The 19335-nt window shown below is 43.9% G+C and carries 20 protein-coding genes and 1 pseudogene; 7 read left to right on the top strand and 14 right to left on the bottom strand.

Translation table 11 applies throughout. From position 1 onward, the window contains the following. The first annotated feature begins 52 nt into the window (after window positions 1-52). From DIU38_RS08485 to DIU38_RS08465, 5 genes are all read left to right on the top strand, one after another. Window positions 53-718: a class I SAM-dependent methyltransferase gene (locus DIU38_RS08485; RefSeq protein ID WP_167516118.1), complete on the top strand. Its 666-nt coding sequence runs from the start codon at window positions 53-55 to the stop codon at window positions 716-718. Between the two features lie 46 nt (window positions 719-764). Further along, entirely contained in the window at window positions 765-1358 is a 594-nt protein-coding gene (locus tag DIU38_RS08480) for a class I SAM-dependent methyltransferase (protein WP_112653725.1), read from the top strand. 97 nt (window positions 1359-1455) lie between these two features. Further along, on the top strand, window positions 1456-1836 hold the full coding sequence (gene gcvH / locus DIU38_RS08475) for a glycine cleavage system protein GcvH (RefSeq protein ID WP_112653726.1): 381 nt from the start codon (window positions 1456-1458) through the stop codon (window positions 1834-1836). A gap of 99 nt (window positions 1837-1935) precedes the next feature. Next, window positions 1936-2112, top strand: a complete 177-nt coding sequence (locus DIU38_RS08470) for a histone H1 (RefSeq protein WP_112653727.1) — start codon at window positions 1936-1938, stop codon at window positions 2110-2112. A 93-nt stretch (window positions 2113-2205) separates the two neighbouring features. Then, on the top strand, window positions 2206-2442 hold the full coding sequence (locus DIU38_RS08465; RefSeq protein WP_091164133.1) for a hypothetical protein: 237 nt from the start codon (window positions 2206-2208) through the stop codon (window positions 2440-2442). A gap of 30 nt (window positions 2443-2472) precedes the next feature. Here the strand turns inward: DIU38_RS08465 and DIU38_RS08460 are convergent, their stop codons facing one another. From DIU38_RS08460 to DIU38_RS08455, 3 genes and pseudogenes are all read right to left on the bottom strand, one after another. Beyond that, complete coding sequence (locus DIU38_RS08460; RefSeq protein ID WP_208809227.1) at window positions 2473-3897, bottom strand: SulP family inorganic anion transporter; 1425 nt, start codon at window positions 3895-3897, stop codon at window positions 2473-2475. Then, window positions 3830-4149: pseudogene (locus DIU38_RS34835) on the bottom strand (SulP family inorganic anion transporter). Before DIU38_RS34835 ends, DIU38_RS08460 begins: the two are co-directional and overlap by 68 nt. Window positions 4150-4160: 11 nt before the next feature. After that, complete coding sequence (locus tag DIU38_RS08455) at window positions 4161-4520, bottom strand: DUF983 domain-containing protein (protein WP_317132428.1); 360 nt, start codon at window positions 4518-4520, stop codon at window positions 4161-4163. 243 nt (window positions 4521-4763) lie between these two features. On the opposite strand from DIU38_RS08455, the gene DIU38_RS08450 reads away from it, so the two are divergent. Further along, window positions 4764-5483: a Crp/Fnr family transcriptional regulator gene (locus DIU38_RS08450; RefSeq protein WP_112653729.1), complete on the top strand. Its 720-nt coding sequence runs from the start codon at window positions 4764-4766 to the stop codon at window positions 5481-5483. A gap of 343 nt (window positions 5484-5826) precedes the next feature. Here DIU38_RS08450 and DIU38_RS34415 read toward each other — a convergent pair whose 3' ends face one another. The 11 genes from DIU38_RS34415 to DIU38_RS08410 form a co-directional block, all read right to left on the bottom strand. Beyond that, on the bottom strand, window positions 5827-6327 hold the full coding sequence (locus DIU38_RS34415; protein WP_208809225.1) for a SusD/RagB family nutrient-binding outer membrane lipoprotein: 501 nt from the start codon (window positions 6325-6327) through the stop codon (window positions 5827-5829). Window positions 6328-6400: 73 nt separating this feature from the next. Continuing rightward, on the bottom strand, window positions 6401-7336 hold the full coding sequence (locus tag DIU38_RS34410) for a SusD/RagB family nutrient-binding outer membrane lipoprotein (protein WP_208809224.1): 936 nt from the start codon (window positions 7334-7336) through the stop codon (window positions 6401-6403). 12 nt (window positions 7337-7348) lie between these two features. Then, on the bottom strand, window positions 7349-10357 hold the full coding sequence (locus DIU38_RS08440; RefSeq protein ID WP_167516117.1) for a SusC/RagA family TonB-linked outer membrane protein: 3009 nt from the start codon (window positions 10355-10357) through the stop codon (window positions 7349-7351). A gap of 11 nt (window positions 10358-10368) precedes the next feature. Beyond that, window positions 10369-10506, bottom strand: a complete 138-nt coding sequence (locus DIU38_RS32965) for a hypothetical protein (RefSeq protein ID WP_167516116.1) — start codon at window positions 10504-10506, stop codon at window positions 10369-10371. Window positions 10507-10694: 188 nt separating this feature from the next. Then, window positions 10695-12011, bottom strand: coding sequence for a gluconate:H+ symporter (locus tag DIU38_RS08435; protein WP_112653732.1), 1317 nt, complete (start codon window positions 12009-12011; stop codon window positions 10695-10697). Between the two features lie 16 nt (window positions 12012-12027). Further along, a complete protein-coding gene (locus DIU38_RS08430; protein WP_112653733.1) occupies window positions 12028-13743 on the bottom strand; it encodes an IlvD/Edd family dehydratase in 1716 nt (571 codons plus the stop codon). A gap of 43 nt (window positions 13744-13786) precedes the next feature. Continuing rightward, entirely contained in the window at window positions 13787-14065 is a 279-nt protein-coding gene (locus tag DIU38_RS33895; RefSeq protein ID WP_244311273.1) for a fumarylacetoacetate hydrolase family protein, read from the bottom strand. Between the two features lie 145 nt (window positions 14066-14210). Further along, the gene (locus DIU38_RS33890) at window positions 14211-14621 is read right to left on the bottom strand and encodes a hypothetical protein (RefSeq protein WP_244311272.1); all 411 of its coding nucleotides are present in this window, start codon (window positions 14619-14621) and stop codon (window positions 14211-14213) included. Between the two features lie 164 nt (window positions 14622-14785). Beyond that, complete coding sequence (locus DIU38_RS08420) at window positions 14786-15907, bottom strand: bile acid:sodium symporter family protein (RefSeq protein WP_112653782.1); 1122 nt, start codon at window positions 15905-15907, stop codon at window positions 14786-14788. Between the two features lie 12 nt (window positions 15908-15919). Further along, entirely contained in the window at window positions 15920-17203 is a 1284-nt protein-coding gene (locus DIU38_RS08415) for a mandelate racemase/muconate lactonizing enzyme family protein (RefSeq protein ID WP_112653735.1), read from the bottom strand. A 24-nt stretch (window positions 17204-17227) separates the two neighbouring features. Further along, entirely contained in the window at window positions 17228-18181 is a 954-nt protein-coding gene (locus DIU38_RS08410) for an RraA family protein (RefSeq protein WP_112653736.1), read from the bottom strand. Between the two features lie 246 nt (window positions 18182-18427). Here DIU38_RS08410 and DIU38_RS08405 point away from each other — a divergent pair, with 246 nt between their 5' ends. Next, the gene (locus DIU38_RS08405) at window positions 18428-19294 is read left to right on the top strand and encodes an AraC family transcriptional regulator (protein ID WP_112653737.1); all 867 of its coding nucleotides are present in this window, start codon (window positions 18428-18430) and stop codon (window positions 19292-19294) included. Window positions 19295-19335 lie beyond the last annotated feature (41 nt).

The raw sequence follows: 19335 nt of genomic DNA, 5'->3' as shown, positions 1-19335 counted from the left end.
ATCATTGATTTCTTGCAGGTAAAGCGGCCTGTAATGGCGGATATATTTGCATGTGCCCACACAATATCCATTTTCAGCATTTCCCGCCCGTTCCGAAGAACAGCAGCAGCGCGCGACGACGCTTTTTAAGAAAAAAAATCCCAATGATTGTTTTTTCCGCAATGATGCGGAATTTGACTGGCTCTACCCGGAGCATTTGCAGTCGTTATCACAAAAACAATGGACGCCTATTGCCATCGCCAAAAAGGCCGCCGAATATTTAGCAGTAAAAGGCGCCAAAGTACTGGATGTTGGTAGCGGCATAGGAAAATTCTGCTTAACCGCGGCGCATTTTTATCCTGATTCTTTTTATTTCGGGGTTGAACAGCGGCATGAACTGGTGCATTACGCCCAAACCACACAAAGATACCTGGATATTAACAATGTAAGTTTCATACATGCCAATATCACCCAGGTTAACTTTCATCAATTTGACCATTTCTATTTCTATAATTCTTTCTTTGAAAATTTAGACCAGGAGAATGCTATTGATGATCATATAGAGACTTCCTACGGCCTCTACGCTTATTATTCACGGTATTTAAAATCGATGCTGAATGATAAACCTTCGGGTACCAGAGTAGTAACCTATCAGAGTTTCGGAGAAGTTATTCCGATAGATTACAGCATGAAAGATCTCGCTTATGATTCCTTACTTCAGTTGTGGGTCAAAGATTAATTACGATTTAACTTAAACACATGAATAACAAACAGTTCCATTTTTTATGTATAGTGATACAATAAGCATTTCTTATTTCCGCAAAGACGCAGCTTTCGATACTTTGTATCCGATACATATCCGGGAACTATCACAAATGCACTGGACTGGCCTGGACATTTCGCTCGAAGCCAGCAATTTCCTTGCAGCCCCGGGGGCCAGAATCCTGGATATTGGCAGCGGTGTTGGCAAATTTTGCATCGCATCGGGCGTTTATCATCCGGAGGCTACCTTTTACGGCATTGAGCAGCGGGAAGCGTTGTTCAATTATGCAGAATCAGCCAAAGCGCAGATAGGTGTACCCAATGTGCAGTTTATGCATGGTAACCTCACTAACCTGGACTACGACCTGTTTGATCATTTTTATTTTTTCAATCCTTTTTATGAAAACATAGAACCAGGCATCCGGATCGATTATAGTGTCAATACTTCGTTTGATCTGTATAATTACTATACCTTGTTCATTTATGAAATGCTGAACAAAAGACCGGCCGGCACCCGGTTGGTTACTTTCCATGCACCGGAAAAACAGATTCCGGTTAGTTATCAATTAATGAACAATTCCTATAGCCGGGTGCTGAAAATGTGGATCAAGAAGTAAAGGCGGTGGTTAGCCTTGCCATAGAAAACATCAAAATCAAGCTGATGAACGCGGCAATATTTATTAAATAATAATTGAACGATAAAAAATAAAAATCATGAATTACCCCGAACATTTATTTTATACCAAAGACCATGAATGGATCAGCTTCGAGCAGGACCATGCATTGATCGGTATTACCGATTTTGCACAAAAGGAATTAGGTGATATCGTTTATGTTGATATCCCATGCCTGAACAAGATCATTGCTAAAGAGGCCATATTTGGCACAGTTGAAGCGGTAAAAACAGTCTCAGATCTTTTTATGCCGGTAAATGGTAAAGTAATAGCGGTTAATCCTTTGCTTGAAACTAAACCCGAACTGGTGAACCAGGACCCTTACGGATGCTGGATGATCAAAGTGCTGGTGAGCTTAGCAGAGGACCGCGAGTCGCTGTTGACAGCAGAGCAATACCTGGCACAGATCGGAGGTAACTAATCCTCTGCGTTGATACCATTTTGACGGTTTTAAGCCGAATATTAACCTTACCGGTTAAAAAAATAAAATCAACACATCATTTATTTAACACAAAACACAATGGAAAAATTTAAAGCGACAAAAGATTTGATAGATGCCATAGAGAAAGACATGTTCAATTTTTACGAAAAAGGCAACAAAGCTGCAGGAACCAGGGTTAGAAATGCTATGCAGCAATTAAAAGTTATGGCAACAGATATCCGTAAAGAAATAACAGAAAAGAAAAACAATAAATAATAGTTTAAGAACTGTTTTGGGAAAATAAACCTGGTCAACTTTGGCCTGGTTTATTTTATCAAGAACGGACTGATAAATCATTCTTTTTAATATATGATCGGATTTCCCTTACGTGTTACTTATCAGCAGCAAGATTTTATTTATTATATCATCGCTGCCCCGAGTAAAAAGAACCATACCCTTGAGATTCTTTTAGATGCTAAAAGTTACACCTTTATTCTGAGTTTAAATAAACTATGGATCGAAAAAGACCCGGATAAAGATCGTCCTCTTGATCAGGGGTTGGTGCTGGCTATAAGCAGAGCGGTGACCTTGCGTTATCCTATTTAATAACAGGATTATAACAGATCAAAGCCTTTATTAACCTGCATAGGATTTTTTTGAGGGATCGGTGTCCGATAAAACTTCATCTGCCCGTTTTAATGCCTTTTCAAATGTGTCCCGGACATTGCCTTTACCGATTTGAAATAATAAACGCGTCTTTTTTAATGCTCCTGTTACCTGTTCGCTGTTTGCTTCCGACAGGATAAGTTTAGTTCCTTTCTTTTTTATTTCCTGATGAACATCCCTTAATACCCTAATACCGGTTGCATCAATGACGGGTACATTCCTCATCCGGATAATCAATACCCGGGCGGGTTTTTCCAGCACCTTCATCGTGTCTTTAAATTTATAGGCCGCACCAAAGAACAAAGGACCATTGATCTCAAAAACGTCGACTCCTTTGGGGATAACTGATTGGTTAAATTCATCATCAGATAATTGATCCGGAGACAAAATCGTTTGCTGTACCGAACTGGACTGCATCATTTTGCGCATAAAAAGGAAAGCAGCAAGAATTATCCCAATTTCAATAGCTACGGTCAGGTCTACTAAGATGGTGAGGCCAAAGGTGATTAACAAAACGGAAGCATCACTTTTTGAGCCCTTAAATACGTCTATAAAATTCTCCAGTTCGCTCATATTCCAGGCTACCACCACCAATATACCTGCAAGTGTTGCCATGGGGATCAACGCTGCCCATTGGCCTATAAAAAGCATAATAAGAAGTAAGGCAATGGCATGTATGATCCCAGCTACGGGTGTACTTCCGCCATTTTTAATATTGGTAGCCGTCCTTGCTATTGCCCCTGTGGCCGGAATGCCCCCTAACACAGATGAACAGATATTGGCCACTCCCTGTGCAATGAGCTCTGTATTGGACCGATGATTTCCTCCGGTCATGCCATCTGCCACAACGGCTGATAATAAAGACTCAATACTGCACAGCAAAGCGATGGTAAAAGCAGGCCGGATCAACTGCCTAATGGTTTCCAGGCTTACATCTGGCATGACCGGGTGCGGTAAAGCAGCAGTGATCACTCCAAAACGGCTGCCAATAGTTTCTACCGGAAGATGGAAATACCGGACAAGCAGTGTGCTTATGACAATTGCGATCAGCGAACCGGGAACTTTCCGGGTTACCCTGGGCCACAGCAAAACAACCAGTAAGGTAAAAACCCCGATAAACAAGGCATAAAGGTTCAGCGAAGACAGGTGTCGGCTATAGCCGATCCATTTACTGATAAAATCAGCAGGGACATTTCCCATTTTCAACCCTAAAAAGTCTTTAACTTCTGAAGAAAAAATGATGACGGCGATCCCGGTAGTAAAACCAATGACCAGCGGATAGGGAATGTATTTAATAGTATTACCTAATTTAGCTACCCCATAATGATCAAAATGATTCCGGCAATAAATGTGGCAATAACCAACCCGCTGACACCGAACTGCTGAACGATCCATAAACCACAACGATAAATGCGCCTGTGGGTCCTCCTATCTGTACCTTGCTGCCTCCCAACGCGGATATAATTACCCCCGCAATGATAGCCGTAAAAATTCCTTTTTCGGGGATACGCCCGAAGCAATTGCAAAAGCTATGGCCAGGGGCAAAGCAACAACACCTACAATTATTCCGGCAACAACATCCTTATAAAATTGTGCAGGGGTGTAACCTTTAAGGGTGTCAATCAGCTTGGGCCTGAACAAATTCATCATCTTGTTCATTATTGAAACCATTTAAATTTATTCCCGTCCACCGGCATTTCAATATCAAGTTCGGGATGATAATGTACCTTGGGAGATAACCAGTAAAGCAATATTACGCGGGAATACCTAAAATTCAAAGGTGCAAGCAAGAACAAACCACCGAGAATGGTACTGAGATATAACCATGGCGAATCGTTATTTTGGGTTATCAGGAAAGTGGCGGCCCACAAGATGCCTCCCTCTGCTACATTCATAGCGTAGCTGATATACATCGCCGCATAAAAATAGCCGGGCTCTATCTCGAAGATCATCTGACAATGCGGGCAATTCAAGTTGATCTTGTTGGAACCAAAACGGTATGTTGCTCCTTCGAACATATTACCCCTGCGGCAGCGCGGGCATTTTGCATGGAGCATTGCCCATGATCTTGATGTTCTTACCATTAATACAAAGCTATAATTACTAATACAGGCTTGATATGGTATGACATCAGCAAACAAACTGATATTTATCAGTTTTAGACAGCAAGCCCGCGCCTGTACATGCTGTACGGGTTTCTCCGGTCATACCGGGCATACCAGCCAATAACATCGGCTTCATTAAATTTATATATTTGTAATATGAGTTTATCCGGAATTTTTCCAATTGATAAGTGGGAATTCACAACACAATCTGTTCTTAATACACTTTCCGAAGAAGATTATAACTTTTTAATCTCCCGGCAAGGCGCGCAGAAATATCAAAAAGGAGAAATCATCTTCAAAGAAGGCGTTGTACCTTCCGGTATCTATTTTATTCACCAGGGAAAAATAAAAAAATACAAAGTTGACCGGAATGGCCGGGAGCAGATCATATATGTAGCTAATAAAGGGGAATTAATAGGGTATCACGCGATTTTGGCGGAAGAGCGGAGCCCTGATTCTGCGGCTGCATTGGAAGACTGCCTGATCAGTTTTATCCCTAAAGAGGATTTTTTAACCATTCTGGACAGATCGCCGCTTTTCATGCGGCGCTTATTGAAATCATTGAGCCATGAATTTAGTGTATTGGCCAATAGTATTTCCGTGATCTCTCAGAGAACAGCATCTGAACGCCTCGCTATTTCGCTGATCATTTTGAGAGAAAAATTTAAAGGGGACGGATCAGGTGAAAAAGATGTTATTCTCAATATCTCAAGAATGGACCTGGCCGGCATGGCAGGGATCGCGCAGGAAAATGTGATCCGCTTGTTAAAAGAATTTAAAGAGGAAGGCGTACTGGAAACCGACGGCCGCAAAATATGGATCAAAGACATTAAACGCTTAGTTAAAAAATCGAACTACGGATTTGGGAACCCGTAGTTACGCAAGCGCAATTGCATCAGCGGGGAATTAATGACAATATCTTGTCAGTGTTCAATTTTTAAAAAACGGGTGTTCAATCAATTAAAATACAATTTCACAACTAATTGACTATCAATAACAATCTGTTCAGATTGCGATTTATTAGATTTTAATTAAATCTTAAATCATTGATTATCAATGGTAATTTATTTTGAAAAAATATCAACTGTTCACACTTTTAAAAGTTGAACACTCGTGAGTAAACAGTTACTTCAGCAACCTACAAGATTTAGCAGCCCCTTAATGATACCCCGGCGCCAAATGCCACCGGGGTAGTGAAGTGTAATTAGTCAGGGATAATTTATTTATCCCAAAACACAGGTGTATCCAGGTCATCCGCACCCATGCTGGCCACCGCCGCTCTGTAGTTATCGGCATTAATAGCCGCTTCTGTTTGCGGGTAGGTGTACCTGCGTACAAAGTTGCCTTTGATTTGCCTGCCCGGGTAGGTATTGGGCGCTAATGCAGGGTACCCACTCCTCCTGAAATTAGCCCATGTCTCTGCGCCGTTTCCAAACGAAGTTATCCAGTATTGTGTATTGATCAGTTTCAGGGCATTGGCGTCAGAATATGCAATTGCCGGGTTATTTAAATAGGCGTTTTGTGCATCGCTGCTGATGACAGCAGTAGCGTCGTAGCTGGTAAATTGATCCATGGCCGCCTTTACGCCGTTGTTATAATAAGTACTTGCCGTACCTGCTATATATCCCCTAAAAGCTGCCTCAGCCAGTAATAGCTGCGTTTGAGCATATGTTACAAAGAATTGCGGCGCGGTTATTTTACCAAATACACTATAGTTCACCTGCGAATACTTAAAGCCAGAGCCACTCACCCGCGAAAGCCCGGTGCTGTTGGCAATGTACCGCTATCATAGCCTATCGGCAAACCAAACTGGTTGGCTGAAGCAGTATCAGGTGCGAGGGATAATGCTTTTCCGGGTCGGCGTACATAGCCGAGATGTACTTCAGCCTTGGATCACCCGTGGATTTTAATTGCGTTATAAAAGGCTCGGCCAAATAATAAGTATTGGTTAGCTGTTGAATTTGTTGGGTAACCAGGTTAGGATAGGTATTGTTATATTTCAGGTAACAGTTATCGGCGTTAGATTGCATTACCCCTCCGGTAACAGCTGCCTGAACAATAGTTTTTGCCTTGCCCGGATCTAACTTAGAATAGCGCATCCCTATCCGAAGCAACAATGAATAGCCAAGCCGCTTCCATTGAGGAATATCTCCGCCAAAAAACACATCTCCCTTAACAAGATCCTTCGCAGGGTCTAACGCCGCGGTGGCTGCTGTCAGTTCGTTTACCAAGTCGGCATAAATATCCTGTTGCTTATCGTATTTAGGCAAAAAAGCAGAATTGAGGTAAGCCTGGCCGGCCTGGCTGTATGGCACATCTCCGTAAGTATCAACCAGCATCATATAATTATAAGCTCGCCATATCCTGGTTTCGTTGTACAAGTTAGTCCGGGAAGCGTTGCCTTTTAAATCCGGCAAAATGTGCTCAAGCAATTTTATGGTGTTTGGATAAGCGTTATTCCACCGCATCACTGTATAGGTTTGATTTAATACGTTGAAGTTAAACGCTGAGGTAACCCCACCAAAAGGATCAATAAACTGCTGAACAACCGTTGGTTCAGTTTCCATTAATGCCGCGTACGTTAAAACTTCCGCGTTGGAAAACAAAAACACCGGGTCGAGACTGGTGGTGTTGTTCGGATTGACATTTAACTCTCTGAATCCTTTATCGCAACCTGTTGCAGCAAACAGGCAGGCGGCCGATAATATGATCTTTATATATTTTTTCATGATCGTACTCTTTTAAAATTTGACGTTTAGGTTAAAACCATAAGTCCGCGTGGTAGGCAGCGAACTTTGCTCGTAACCGGTTAAAATATCACCACTTGATGAGATAGCCTCCGGATCGATATTAGGTGTGTATTTTTTAATGATAAGCACGTTGTGGCATACCGCTGAAAGCACAAGCCCTTTAATAAATTTGGTTTTCATCATTTTCGAAAAATCATAGCTAACTGAAAGGTTTCTCAACTTAATGAAGTCCGATTTATAAACGAAAGGATCCAGGATACCCTGCGAGCGATAATTGGCATAAAAGTCCTCGGCATTTACTGCTGTTGTGTTAGGTGTACCATCAGCATTCACCGCGTCAAACTTTACGCCTCCTTCCCTACCCACCAGCGACTCTTTTGACAAACCTTCTCTCAGGAAATTCAGGTTAGAACTTGACAATATTTTACCACCTTTTTTATAATCGATATGCGCCATCAGGGTAAACCTTTTGTAAGTAAATGTATTTACCCAACCACCTGTAGCTTTAGGCAATGCGCTGCCAAAAAGTGCAGGAGATGTACTTGCCACTGGTTTACCGCCTGATACGATGATCTTGCCATTGGAATCTCTGCGATAGGTTGAACCCTGGATCTGGTTTAACGGAAGACCAACCTGGTCAACAATGGAGCCGAAAAACTCCCCTGCACCCAGTGTTAATTGTTTTTGGCCGTTAGCCAGTGCTAAAACTTTAGAAGTATTTATAGCGGTATTAAACGCTGAACGCCAGCTAAAATTTGGTTTCCTGATAGGTACTAACTCCAGCAAAAACTCCATACCACGGTTTTGCAGCTCGCCAAGGTTTACAATGGTGCCAGTATAGCCCGACGCGTTGGAGATGGCAACGCTTAAGATTTGGTTAGTGGTATGCTTATCGTATGCGGCAATATCCAGGTTTACACGACTGCTGAACATACGCAGTTCAAGCCCAATTTCTTTTTCTTTTACGCTGTATGGCTTAATTGCCTGGTTTGGCGTAGTAACATTGCTGATACTCCCCAGCGGGACACCGTTGAACGCATTTTGTGAAAGCGTAAAGGTAAGTGAATTGCTGTAAGGGTTGATACCGTTGGCACTGCCCACGTTAGCGTAGGTCGCCCTGATTTTTCCGAAAGTTAACCATGAGGGCGGGTTCTTTAAAAACTCCGAAAAAACAAAACTGCCGCTTACTGATGGATAAAAATAATGGTTATGTTCGGGGCTTAGCACCGAGAACCAGTCGTTACGGCCGGTTACATTTAAAAACAAATACGACTTATAGCCAAACTCGGCGGTGCCATAAAGCGAGTTCACCGTTGATTTGGAAACCGCAAAGGCAGAGGTATTGGTTACGCCATTTCCGAGGGTATAAAAATCCCTTACGTAAAAGTTTGTGGCGGTAACAGTATATCCTTGTGATGAGGAGGGGAATGTATTTCCTCCTACCGTGGCATCAAAAGAAAAAGGGCCCCATTTGTGGCCGCCGCCTAATAAGAAGTCGGCGTTAAGCGCACGGTAGGTATTATCATTTGAGTTATAACTACCATTATAAAGGCCAACCGGTGCAGCCGCATTTGCTAAAGTACCTGTTGGCGAATTTTGTTCGTAGTAAGATGGACTGTATTCCATATTTACACGACCCTGTAAATAAAGCCAGTCAAAAAACTGGTATCGCAGGGTCGCAGTACCTAAAAGATGATCTTTAGTTTGCTTTGTAAATTGCTTTTGCATAATCCAATACGGATTGGTAAGCGTGGTGAAACGAGATGTAGGCGTTTCGTTGCCGTTGGCATCAATGGCGGCGGCTTTTAATACATCCAAACTAACCGAGTTACTATAACGGTACATGTAATTAGTAACCGATGAGCCCTGAATACCAATTACCGGAGGGTTATTATTATTCTCGTGGTCGTAATTCACATAAATTTGGGCAGACAACTTGGGGGTAAAATTATAATTGAGCCCCAAATTGAAGATCTTTTTGTGATAATCATTATTAGGAATTATGCCTTGCGCATCCTGATTTGAATAAGAAAACCTGAAGCTGCCTTTATCGTTACCGCCCGAAAACGCGATAGTATTGGTCCATGCGTTGGCAAGTCTGAAAAATTTGCTGATCCGGTTTCTTTCAGGCGCATACGGGCGTTGTACGCCATCAAACTGGAAGGTTGGAGCATTATCAAATTTTTCCCCAAAACTCCATGCGCCTGAACTTTGCGCCTGGCCCTGTGTTTTAGGGCGCACGTTATTTTCGCCTTGTCCGTACTCATATTGAAAATCGGTAAAATCAAGAGCTTGATTTTGAGTAAAGTTGGAAGTAAATTCAATACCGATACCAGCATTTTTATTACCGCTTTTAGTAGTGATGATCAACGCGCCGTTACTTGCCCTTGAACCGTAAAGTGCCGCGGCTGTAGCTCCTTTTAATACAGTCATCGACTCAATATCATCCGGGTTTATCTGCTGCATATTATCGCCCAAATCCACCGACTGGGTGTAACCGTTGGTGCTTGACGGGCTTTGTGATAAAGGAAGGCCGTTTAATACGATCAGCGGCGCATTATCTCCCTGGAACGCAGATTGCCCGCGCAGCCTGATCTTGGTGCTGCCGCCCGGGCCACTTGCCGGAGGAGATATGTCTAAACCGGCAACTTTTCCCTCAAGGGAGTTAACAAAGTTTGTTGAACGGTTAGTTGTTATTTCGCCAACGCGTACGTTTTCTGCCGCATATCCTAATTTTTTAGACTCGCGCTTTATACCTAACGCTGTTACTACAATCTCACTGATAGCAGTTGATTTTGGTTCAAGCGTAACGTTCAGCGTACTACGCCCGTTAAGGGGCTCGGTTTTTGGATTGTAGCCTACGTAGCTGAATAACAATACCGCGTTATCGGCAGATACCTGGAGTTTGTAATTACCGTTTGCGTCGGTCAAAACGCCGTTTTTTGTTCCTTTTTCGCTTACGCTAACGCCGATAAGCGGGCCGCCTTTTTCGTCGGTCACTTTACCGGTAACTATTTGTACCCTACTTCGGGGCTGGTTCGGGCTGCGACGGCGCTTTCCGCCTGCACATTCCCTGCAATCATAAGTGTAAAAAGAACACTTATTGCAATAAACAGCATCATTCCTGATACTTTGATTTCTTTTTCCACAATTTTAGGGTTAATTCAAATTGGCAAATCTTACTTCAACTTCTTTCTCAAAATTGGTAATTGCGAAAGAGCCTCTTTGGTGCGGCACTTTAAAAGCCGCTTTTTCATTTTAGTATTGTTTTCTCTTCATGTTGATGCAGGGTTTTAGTTTTAAATTGGTTTATATACAGTTTGTAGGTATAATCTATTTATAATAAAATATCTAATAATAAGACTCCGGCAAGCCCTATTACAGCTACCAGGCTTTCCATTACCGTCCATGAGCGCAGCGTTTCCTTTACCGTTAACCCGAAATATTCTTTGCATAACCAAAAAGCTGTGTCGTTTACATGCGAACCAAACAGGCTGCCCGCTCCAATAGCCAGCACCAGTAAATTGGTATTTACGCTGGGATGATGAGCTATAGGGAACAACACGCCTGCGGCAGTTACACCAGCCACAGTGGCCGAGCCGAGGCAAATTCGTAAACAAGCCGTTGCCAGCCACGCCAACAACAAGGGATGCATGGTGCTGCTGACCAGCATACCGGCAAGGGTATTACTTAAGTGGCTATCTGTAAAGACCTGCTTCAGTGCACCCGCACTGCCAATAATGAGTAATACCATGGCTATATCTTTTACTGCACCCATATAACCATCCATTATTTTTGCTAATGACCTGCCTCTACGCAAACCAAGCGTATACGTACTTACAGTTACGGTGACCAGCATCGCAATAATTGGTTCGGCGAGCCATTCAGATAAACTCTTTATCAAAGGATTATCCCTAAAAAGCACAGGCAGCAAATGGGCCAGGCAAATCAATACTACAGGTAAAAGAGATGACAGTATGCTGTTAACAATACCCGGTAGTTCATGAACAGGCAAGGCGGCCGAACTATGGGTAAATTGCAAGCCATTAGGTCCTATCTTTTTGAGGGTAGCCGAGAACATCGGTCCCGCAATTATTATAGCAGGAATAGCAATGATCAGCCCATAGCCAAATGTTTTTACAACATCTGCATGAAAAACGCTGATGAGTGTCATTGGCGAAGGATGAGGCGGTAAAAAGCCGTGCATTACCGATAGCGCCGTGAGCATAGGCATACCTACATACAACAGCGGCAAACGATAACTGGAAGCAACCGAAAAAATGATAGGCACCAAGAGTATAAACCCGACATTATAATACAAAGGGATGCCCACAATAAAGCCTGTAAGGGCCATAGCATAGCTTACATATTTAGCACCAAATAAGTCGTGCATAAAATGTGCTATGCGCTGGGCGGCGCCGCTTTCGGCAACCAATTTACCCAGCATGACACCCAATACTATAATAATTGCTACCGACCCTAAAGTGTCGCCGAGCCCTTTATTTACCGACGCGATAACCGCTGTAAATGGCATGCCGAAAAAGCAGCCCGCCAACAGTGCTACAATAATAAAGGCAAGAAATGCATTCACTTTTGCCCATGTTATCAGCACTACCAGCAATAAAATACAAAAAATCAGTATTAATATTGTCATTTACAATCAGGTTAATTTAATGCGAATCGCGGGTTACAACAGATCCTGAATTCCCAACCAGGAAATCCAGATCGGCCCCTTTATCAGCCTGCTGCACGTGGCGCTGGTACATGGATACGTACCCCCTATCGGTGTGGTAAGCAGGTTTTTGCCATAATAGTCTCCGTTTTTCCAACGCAGCCTCATCTACAAGCAGGTCAATCCTCCTCGCAGGTACATCGAGGCATATCAGATCACCGTTTTCAACAAGTGCCAGGTTACCGCCGATGGCAGATTCCGGTGAAATATGGAGCACAACTGTGCCGTATGCGGTGCCGCTCATCCTTCCGTCAGAGATCCTTACCATATCTGTAATACCTTTATCCAGCAGTTTTTTTGGCAGCACCATATTGCCAACTTCGGGCATGCCGGGATAACCTACCGGCCCAACATTTTTAAGCACCATCACACAGGTTTCGTCAATATCAAGTTGCGGGTCGTCAACCCTTGCGTGATAGTCTTCAATAGTTTCGAAAACCACTGCCCGACCAGTATGCTGCATCAGTGCTGGCGTTGCTGCCGAAGGCTTGATGACAGCACCATTTACAGCGAGGTTCCCTTTTAAAACGGCTATACCGGCCTCAGGGATAATTGGGGTATTATATGCTGCAATAACCTCATTATTATAGCAGATACCCTCGCCTTTGATGTTTTCCGCGTGCGATTTACCCGTTACGGTTATTGCACCCATATCCAGCTCATTGCTCAGTTCTTTCAAGATCACCGGTAACCCGCCTGCATAGTAGAAATCTTCCATCAGGTATTTTCCGGAAGGCATGAGGTTGAGTAACAAAGGTATTCTGCTGCCCAGCCTGTCAAAATCGTCGAGGCATAAGTCTACGCCAATACGTCCAGCAATTGCAGTAAGATGGATAATGAAATTGGTAGAGCCGCCTATTGCCGCATTTACTTTAATAGCGTTTTCGAAAGCGGCACGGGTAAGTATTTTGGATATGGTCAAACCTTCTTTTACCATTTCAACAATACGCCTGCCTGATAACTGCGCCAGCACTTTTTTCCTTGAATCAACCGCCGGGGTGGCCGCGGCCTGTGAAAGGCACATGCCCAGCGACTCCACCATACAAGCCATTGTTGAGGCGGTACCCATTGTCATACAATGGCCTGCACTTCTCGACATGCAGCTTTCGGCAGCAAGGTATTCGTCATTGGTTATTTTACCGGTTTTGAGGTCATCAGTCAGCTTCCATACTGCTGTGCCCGACCCAATATCAGTGCCACGATATTTACCGTTCAACATCGGTCCGCCCGGAACTACGATAGTAGGCAGACCTACGCTGGCCGCTCCCATCATGGTAGATGGTGTAGTTTTGTCGCAGCCAGTCAACAGCACCACTCCGTCTATCGGGTTGCCGCGTATTGATTCTTCGGCATCCATACTGGCCAGGTTGCGGAAAAGCATAGCTGTAGGTTTAAGCAAAGTTTCGCCCAAACTCATGATAGGAAATTCCACCGGGAAACCGCCGGCTTCATACACCCCGCGTTTAACAGCTTCGGCCAGGTCTCGCAAATGTGCATTGCAAGGAGTTAGCTCCGACCATGTATTGCAGATACCAATAACAGGTCGGCCGTCGAAAAGGTCGGTTGGCATACCCTGGTTTTTCATCCAGCTCCTGTATAAAAACCCCATTTTACCTGTTTTTCCAAACCAATCAGCACTTCTGAACTGTGACATTTTATGTTCTTTTATATTTTAATTTATCGTTGCCTTGGTACAATTACTTGCCAACCTGGTTTGTAAGCGTACCTATGTTACTTATTGTGATAGCTATTACGTCGCCATAGTTAAGTGTGAAAGAATCTGGCGGTACTATACCGGTACCGGTCATGAGGTATGCACCCGCAGGGAATGACATCTCCATAAAAAGGTAATTGGCAAGTTCCTGGTGTGTACGCTTCATTCTGCTGATCAAAATGGTATCAGCAAACACCTTATCATCACCTCTCCTTATTTCAATTTGAATTTCGGTGTCCGCCGAAATAGGTGTGCCCGGCACATAAAGGCATGGGCCAACGGCTGCCGCTCCGTCGTATGATTTAGCCTGAGGAAGATATAAGGATTTTCTCCTTCGATATCCCTTGAGGACATATCATTGCCAATCATATAACCCTCAATAGTACCTGCACTGCAGATGAACAGCACTAATTCTGGCTCAGGAACGTTCCATTTCGAATCTTTCCGGATACGAACGCTCCCCCTGGGCCAACCGCACGGGATGCCGAAGATTTAAAAAAGATTTCGGGACGTTCGGCGCTGTAAACCCTTGCATAGAAATCACCTCCACCGGCATCTTTAGATTCTTCCATCCGGGCATCCATGCTGCGCAGATAAGTGACACCCGACGCCCAGATCTCCTGATTGGCAATGGGAGCGCTTATGTTTTCCAGATCATAAGCAAGCGAAGGGTTGGCTGTAATACTTTGAATCTCTTTTAAAATTTCGCTGTGCAATGCCTGGCGGTTTATAAAATTGTCCCAGGTCCAATCCGGCGAACTGTAAAGCAGGCCGGCGTATTTCACAATAACTTTTTCGTTGGTTTTAAATATGTGCATAGCTATTTATTACTACCGGCATTTATGCGGCAGTTATTCCTTTATCAAAAAATGTAACAAATCGGTTACTTGGTTATGTACAAAGAATGCTAAAGCAAATCGCTTAAGCTTCCAAAAAAACACAGCGTTGATTTTTACACAAAAAAAATAACGCTCCCTCCACCTCAAGCTTCAGCAGGATTTTGCAAAGTAGCCTCGTGTGCGGGGCCGGGCTTTCTTTTATGCCAGTAAGAAGCCAATAAAGAACCGGTAATATTCATGAAGGTTGAAAAGATAACCGGCGCCAGGCCCAGCGTAGCAATTTTGCCCATCCCTTTGGCGAGGCCCGCGGCCATACCGCCGTTTTGCATTCCAACCTCAATAGCAATAGTACGACAGTCCCGCTCTTCCATCCCCAATGCCTTTGCCGACCAAAAACCCAATAAATAGCCTCCTATATTATGCAGCAATACCAATGCGGCCAGCAGTACACCCACTTTAAGCAGGCTATCCCGGCCCGCTGCGGTTATAATAATAATAATGCCGATGATACCGCCCATAGAAATAAAAGGCATTATCCTTTTTAGCCAACGGCTGTGTTCTTTAGCTATCGATGAAAACAGCACACCCAAAGCAATAGGTATCATGACCATTTTAAAAATATCCACCACCATTAACCAGGGGTCTATTTTAATAAGCGGACCGGCAAGTAAATTCATTAAAAATGGTGTCAATACCGGCGATAGCATGGTGGAAATGCTGGTTATAGTAACCGATAGCGCGAGGTTTGCCCTGGCCAGGTAGGATACCACATTAGATGCCATGCCGTTAGGACAGCAACCAATTAGTATAATACCAGCTGCTATCTCGGCAGGCATTCCGGTTAATTTTACGCTGAGGGTTGCAATACTGAAGCCAAGTAAGGGCATTATAATAAAATGGCTCACCACCCCTATGATGATTCCCCCGGGCGATTTTAATACGCCGAGAAAATCCTGGTAATGCATGGAAGTGCCCATACCAAACATGATGAGCTGTATTAGCGGGATAATAAGCGTAGCATATTTAAAATTGCCATAACTGATAAAAAACTCAGGATAATAAAGCGCCATGGCGGCAGCTCCGAAAATCAGTACCGTATATGCAAAACTTTTGGTTTTTGGGGAGGAACAAAGGCTTATGGCAAGCAGTACAAAAAATGTAAGTACATAAGGCCCGGTGTGCTCCAAACCTTTAGAAAGCATGATTAATACCGCAACCAATGCAGCGATGGTTAACGCGATGGTAACTTTGTAAAAAAATTTCATACCCGGCATTGATCAAGCAAAGAAAGGGACTCCGGGCATCGCGTATTTCTTCAACCCTTCCTCGTTGATCTCAACACCTACTCCGGGCTTATCAGATAACACCAGGAAACCTTTCTCAATAAAGGGTTTATCATAGTGCACTATTTCCTTCCATTTTGGCTCGGTATCGCTCAACGTTTGCCATTCCAGGATATGAAAATTGGGCACCGAGGCACAAACATGCGCGGTTGCCATAGCCCCCAGGAAAGATCCTACCATGTGCGGCGAAAAGGGCACGTAATATAAGTTGGCAAGGTTAGCTATCCGCTGCCCCTCACCCAGCCCGCCGCATTTTTGAAGATCGGGCATTACAATATCAATTCCGGCTTCCGAAAGCAGCCTGGTATAACCATAGGCCAGGTAAAAATTTTCTCCGGCACAAATTGGCGTGCTTGTTTCCTGGGTTATTGTTTTGTACACATCAATATTATCTGCAGGTACTGGTTCCTCCAGCCACATTAAATTAAGAGGTTCCATCATTTTTGCAACCCTACGGCCAGTCGTAGCATCGTAACGGCCGTGCATATCTACGCAGATATCAATATTGGGCCCTACCTCTTTCCGCACGGCGGCTATGGCATTATACATCCTGTCGAGCTCGGCATTACTGGCAGTCCAGTTATAACGGTCGAATTTATTCGGATCGCGGGCATCATCAATATCAAATTTCACGGCGGTATATCCGCGGTTAACCGCGCCACGGGCAGCCTTTGCATAATCATCGGGCACCGGGTTGGTGGCAGTGTATAATTCCGTATCGCAATAAACACGGCATTTATCGCGGAATTTGCCACCTAATAACTGGTATACGGGCAAGCCCAAAGCTTTGCCTGTCAAATCCCAAAGGGCTGCCTCAACCGCAGTAAGCACTGCGACAAACATACCAGACTGCGCGCCGGCAAAAAAATGAGCTTTCCTGATCTCCTCGGCTATCCGGTTTGGGTTTAGTGGACTCCGGCCTTTCAGCATCCATTCCAGCCGTTTAACCAGGTAATACGTTCCCGCTATGGCATCAACACCTTCGCCCGAACCCCAGATGCCCTGGTTTGTATATATTTTTACAAAAAGTCCGCCGCCCGCGTAGGCGCACTTAACTTCTGTAATTTTAAGATCGGACGGGGATGATGCCTGCGGGGTGCGTTCTTTGGCTTCTATCAGCCCTTGTCCAAATGTTTTATTTAATGGTGCTGCCAGTACGGCTGCACCGGCTAATACAGTTTTCGAAAGAAAGCTGCGCCTATTTTGATAGTTTGACATATTTTATATTTAGGGTAGATTTGTTTACCAGGTCCGGTTTTTCAGGATGTTTTGAATCTGCTCTTTAGGTACCGGCAATTCATTAATGTGCTGGTTAAGCCATGCAGAAAAATCTTTTTCAATGTCAGCGCTCCAGCGGGCATCTATTTGCCCGGCTGTGTATTTACCTTCTTTTAACCGCAGGTGGCCAAACATATCCCTTAACCTCACCACTTCTGAGGTGGTTACCACTTTCTCGGCAAGGTGCGGTGGGATAAATATGACTACGCCATTCTCACCTAAAACCACGTCTCCAGGCATCACAGTGGCCTGTTTGATCCTGGTAGGCTGATTGATCCCAACAATCATGGTATTCAGGTCTCCGGGCGGGTTATGGTACGAGGGATCGTAACTTTCAACAAAGGATGTAAAGCCGCCAATTTCTTTCAACCCGCGCAAATCCCTCACTGCGCCATTGTAAACTATGCCGTTACCGGTTTTTGCGTAGATGGCATTACCCACATTATCACCAATGGTGGGGCCGTTTTTATGCGCACCAAACTGATCGGCAACATATACATCTCCTTTTACCAGCAAGTCTACAGGCCAGGTGTTTTGCCCTTTTTTGCCCTGAGCTTTGCCCCTGTCATCAATCGCCTTCCATACATCCGGGCGGGCGGGCATGAAAACAGCAGTTACTGCGCGGCCAACCAAAACGCTATCCGGGTTTATTACCAGCCAGTTTTCGGTGAGCTGGTAGCCGTAGCCTGCGTTTTTTAAAACGGCCCAGGCTTCTTCAATACTAACGTGCTTCATCCGGGCCAAAATATTGTCGGATACCTTCGGACGCCCGTCGGCAAAGCGCTCACCTTTCCATTCCGGAGTAAGGAAAAGTAACTCGTCCCTGGAAATTTGCTGCGCGAAGGCATTATGAAAAAACAAACAGCATTGCAGCAACGCAATGCCCGCAATACGGTAAAGAAGAAAACATTTTCTCATCGTAATAAATTAAAAACGCACACTATTAAGGGGGGTAGCGGCTTTGGTTTTGGTTGTAACTGGTTATAATACTTACAAAGTATCATAATATTTAACCCGGAAAATACCATTAAAAAACAGCGTTGGTTTTTATACAAATTTTTGTTTTGTAATGTGTAAACTTGCTTTCAATGGCGCCCACTGTTGGATGCCCGATAACCGTTGAAGTACAGAAGTGGCAGCAACGTATACCAATTATTATACTGAATGAATCAATTGATACTTCAGCAGGGCATATCTAAAGAACTTATGCATTTTCCGCATATTCTGGAGTTTACCCACAAAAAGAACAATACCATCCAACTCAACTCCTTTAACAGTAACGTTACGGACTGCATTTGCCTGTATTATATTTTAGAGGGAAAATTCAGTTGGATGATTGACTTACAACAACATACCTTATATCCGGGCGATTTTGCCTTAGTATTGCCCGGGCAACGCATTGGCGGCGAAAGCGGAATATTAAATATCGGCGCTCTGTTTGGGTTAAAGATCTCTGCCGAAGATTGCGGGAAGATTTTGCTGGGCAAATGGAGCGGGCTTACTAAAAAGGAAAAACTATCCATCAACCAGATTTTGCTTGTAAATAAGCAACAGCTTGTTTTGAAACTGAAAGAAGCGCAGGTTTTAATGCATAATTTACAACTTGAATTACAAAATGAGGAAGTAGGCTTTTACACACGTGTAAACCAGCTGCTTGACGAGCTTTTTGTGTTGGTGAGCAGGCAGTTGATCAGGCAAAACAGTTCCAGGAGAGATTTCCCTCAAACATTCCTGAAGCTGGAGCAAACATTACGGCAAAACCTTGCCCATCAATGGACGGTAGAAGAAATGGCTGCGCTAATAGGTATGGGAACTACAGCTTTTACCGAAAAAGTAAAAAACTATTCCGGTTTTTCACCACTGAATTACCTAATCAACATCAGGATAACCGAAGCTACCAAACTGCTTAAAAAAAACGAGGTAAATGTTACCGACATAGCGCTGAGCACAGGATTTTATTCGTCTCAGCATTTTTCTACAACCTTTAAAAAACTTACCGGGTACACCCCAAGCGAGTTCAGAAAAAAATAAAACACCAGATCATCAGTTATACGTCATGAATTGTATTATCA

The organism is Mucilaginibacter metallidurans (assembly GCF_003286435.2).
Lineage (GTDB): Bacteria > Bacteroidota > Bacteroidia > Sphingobacteriales > Sphingobacteriaceae > Mucilaginibacter > Mucilaginibacter gossypii.
This window is presented reverse-complemented; position numbering and strand designations above follow the sequence as displayed.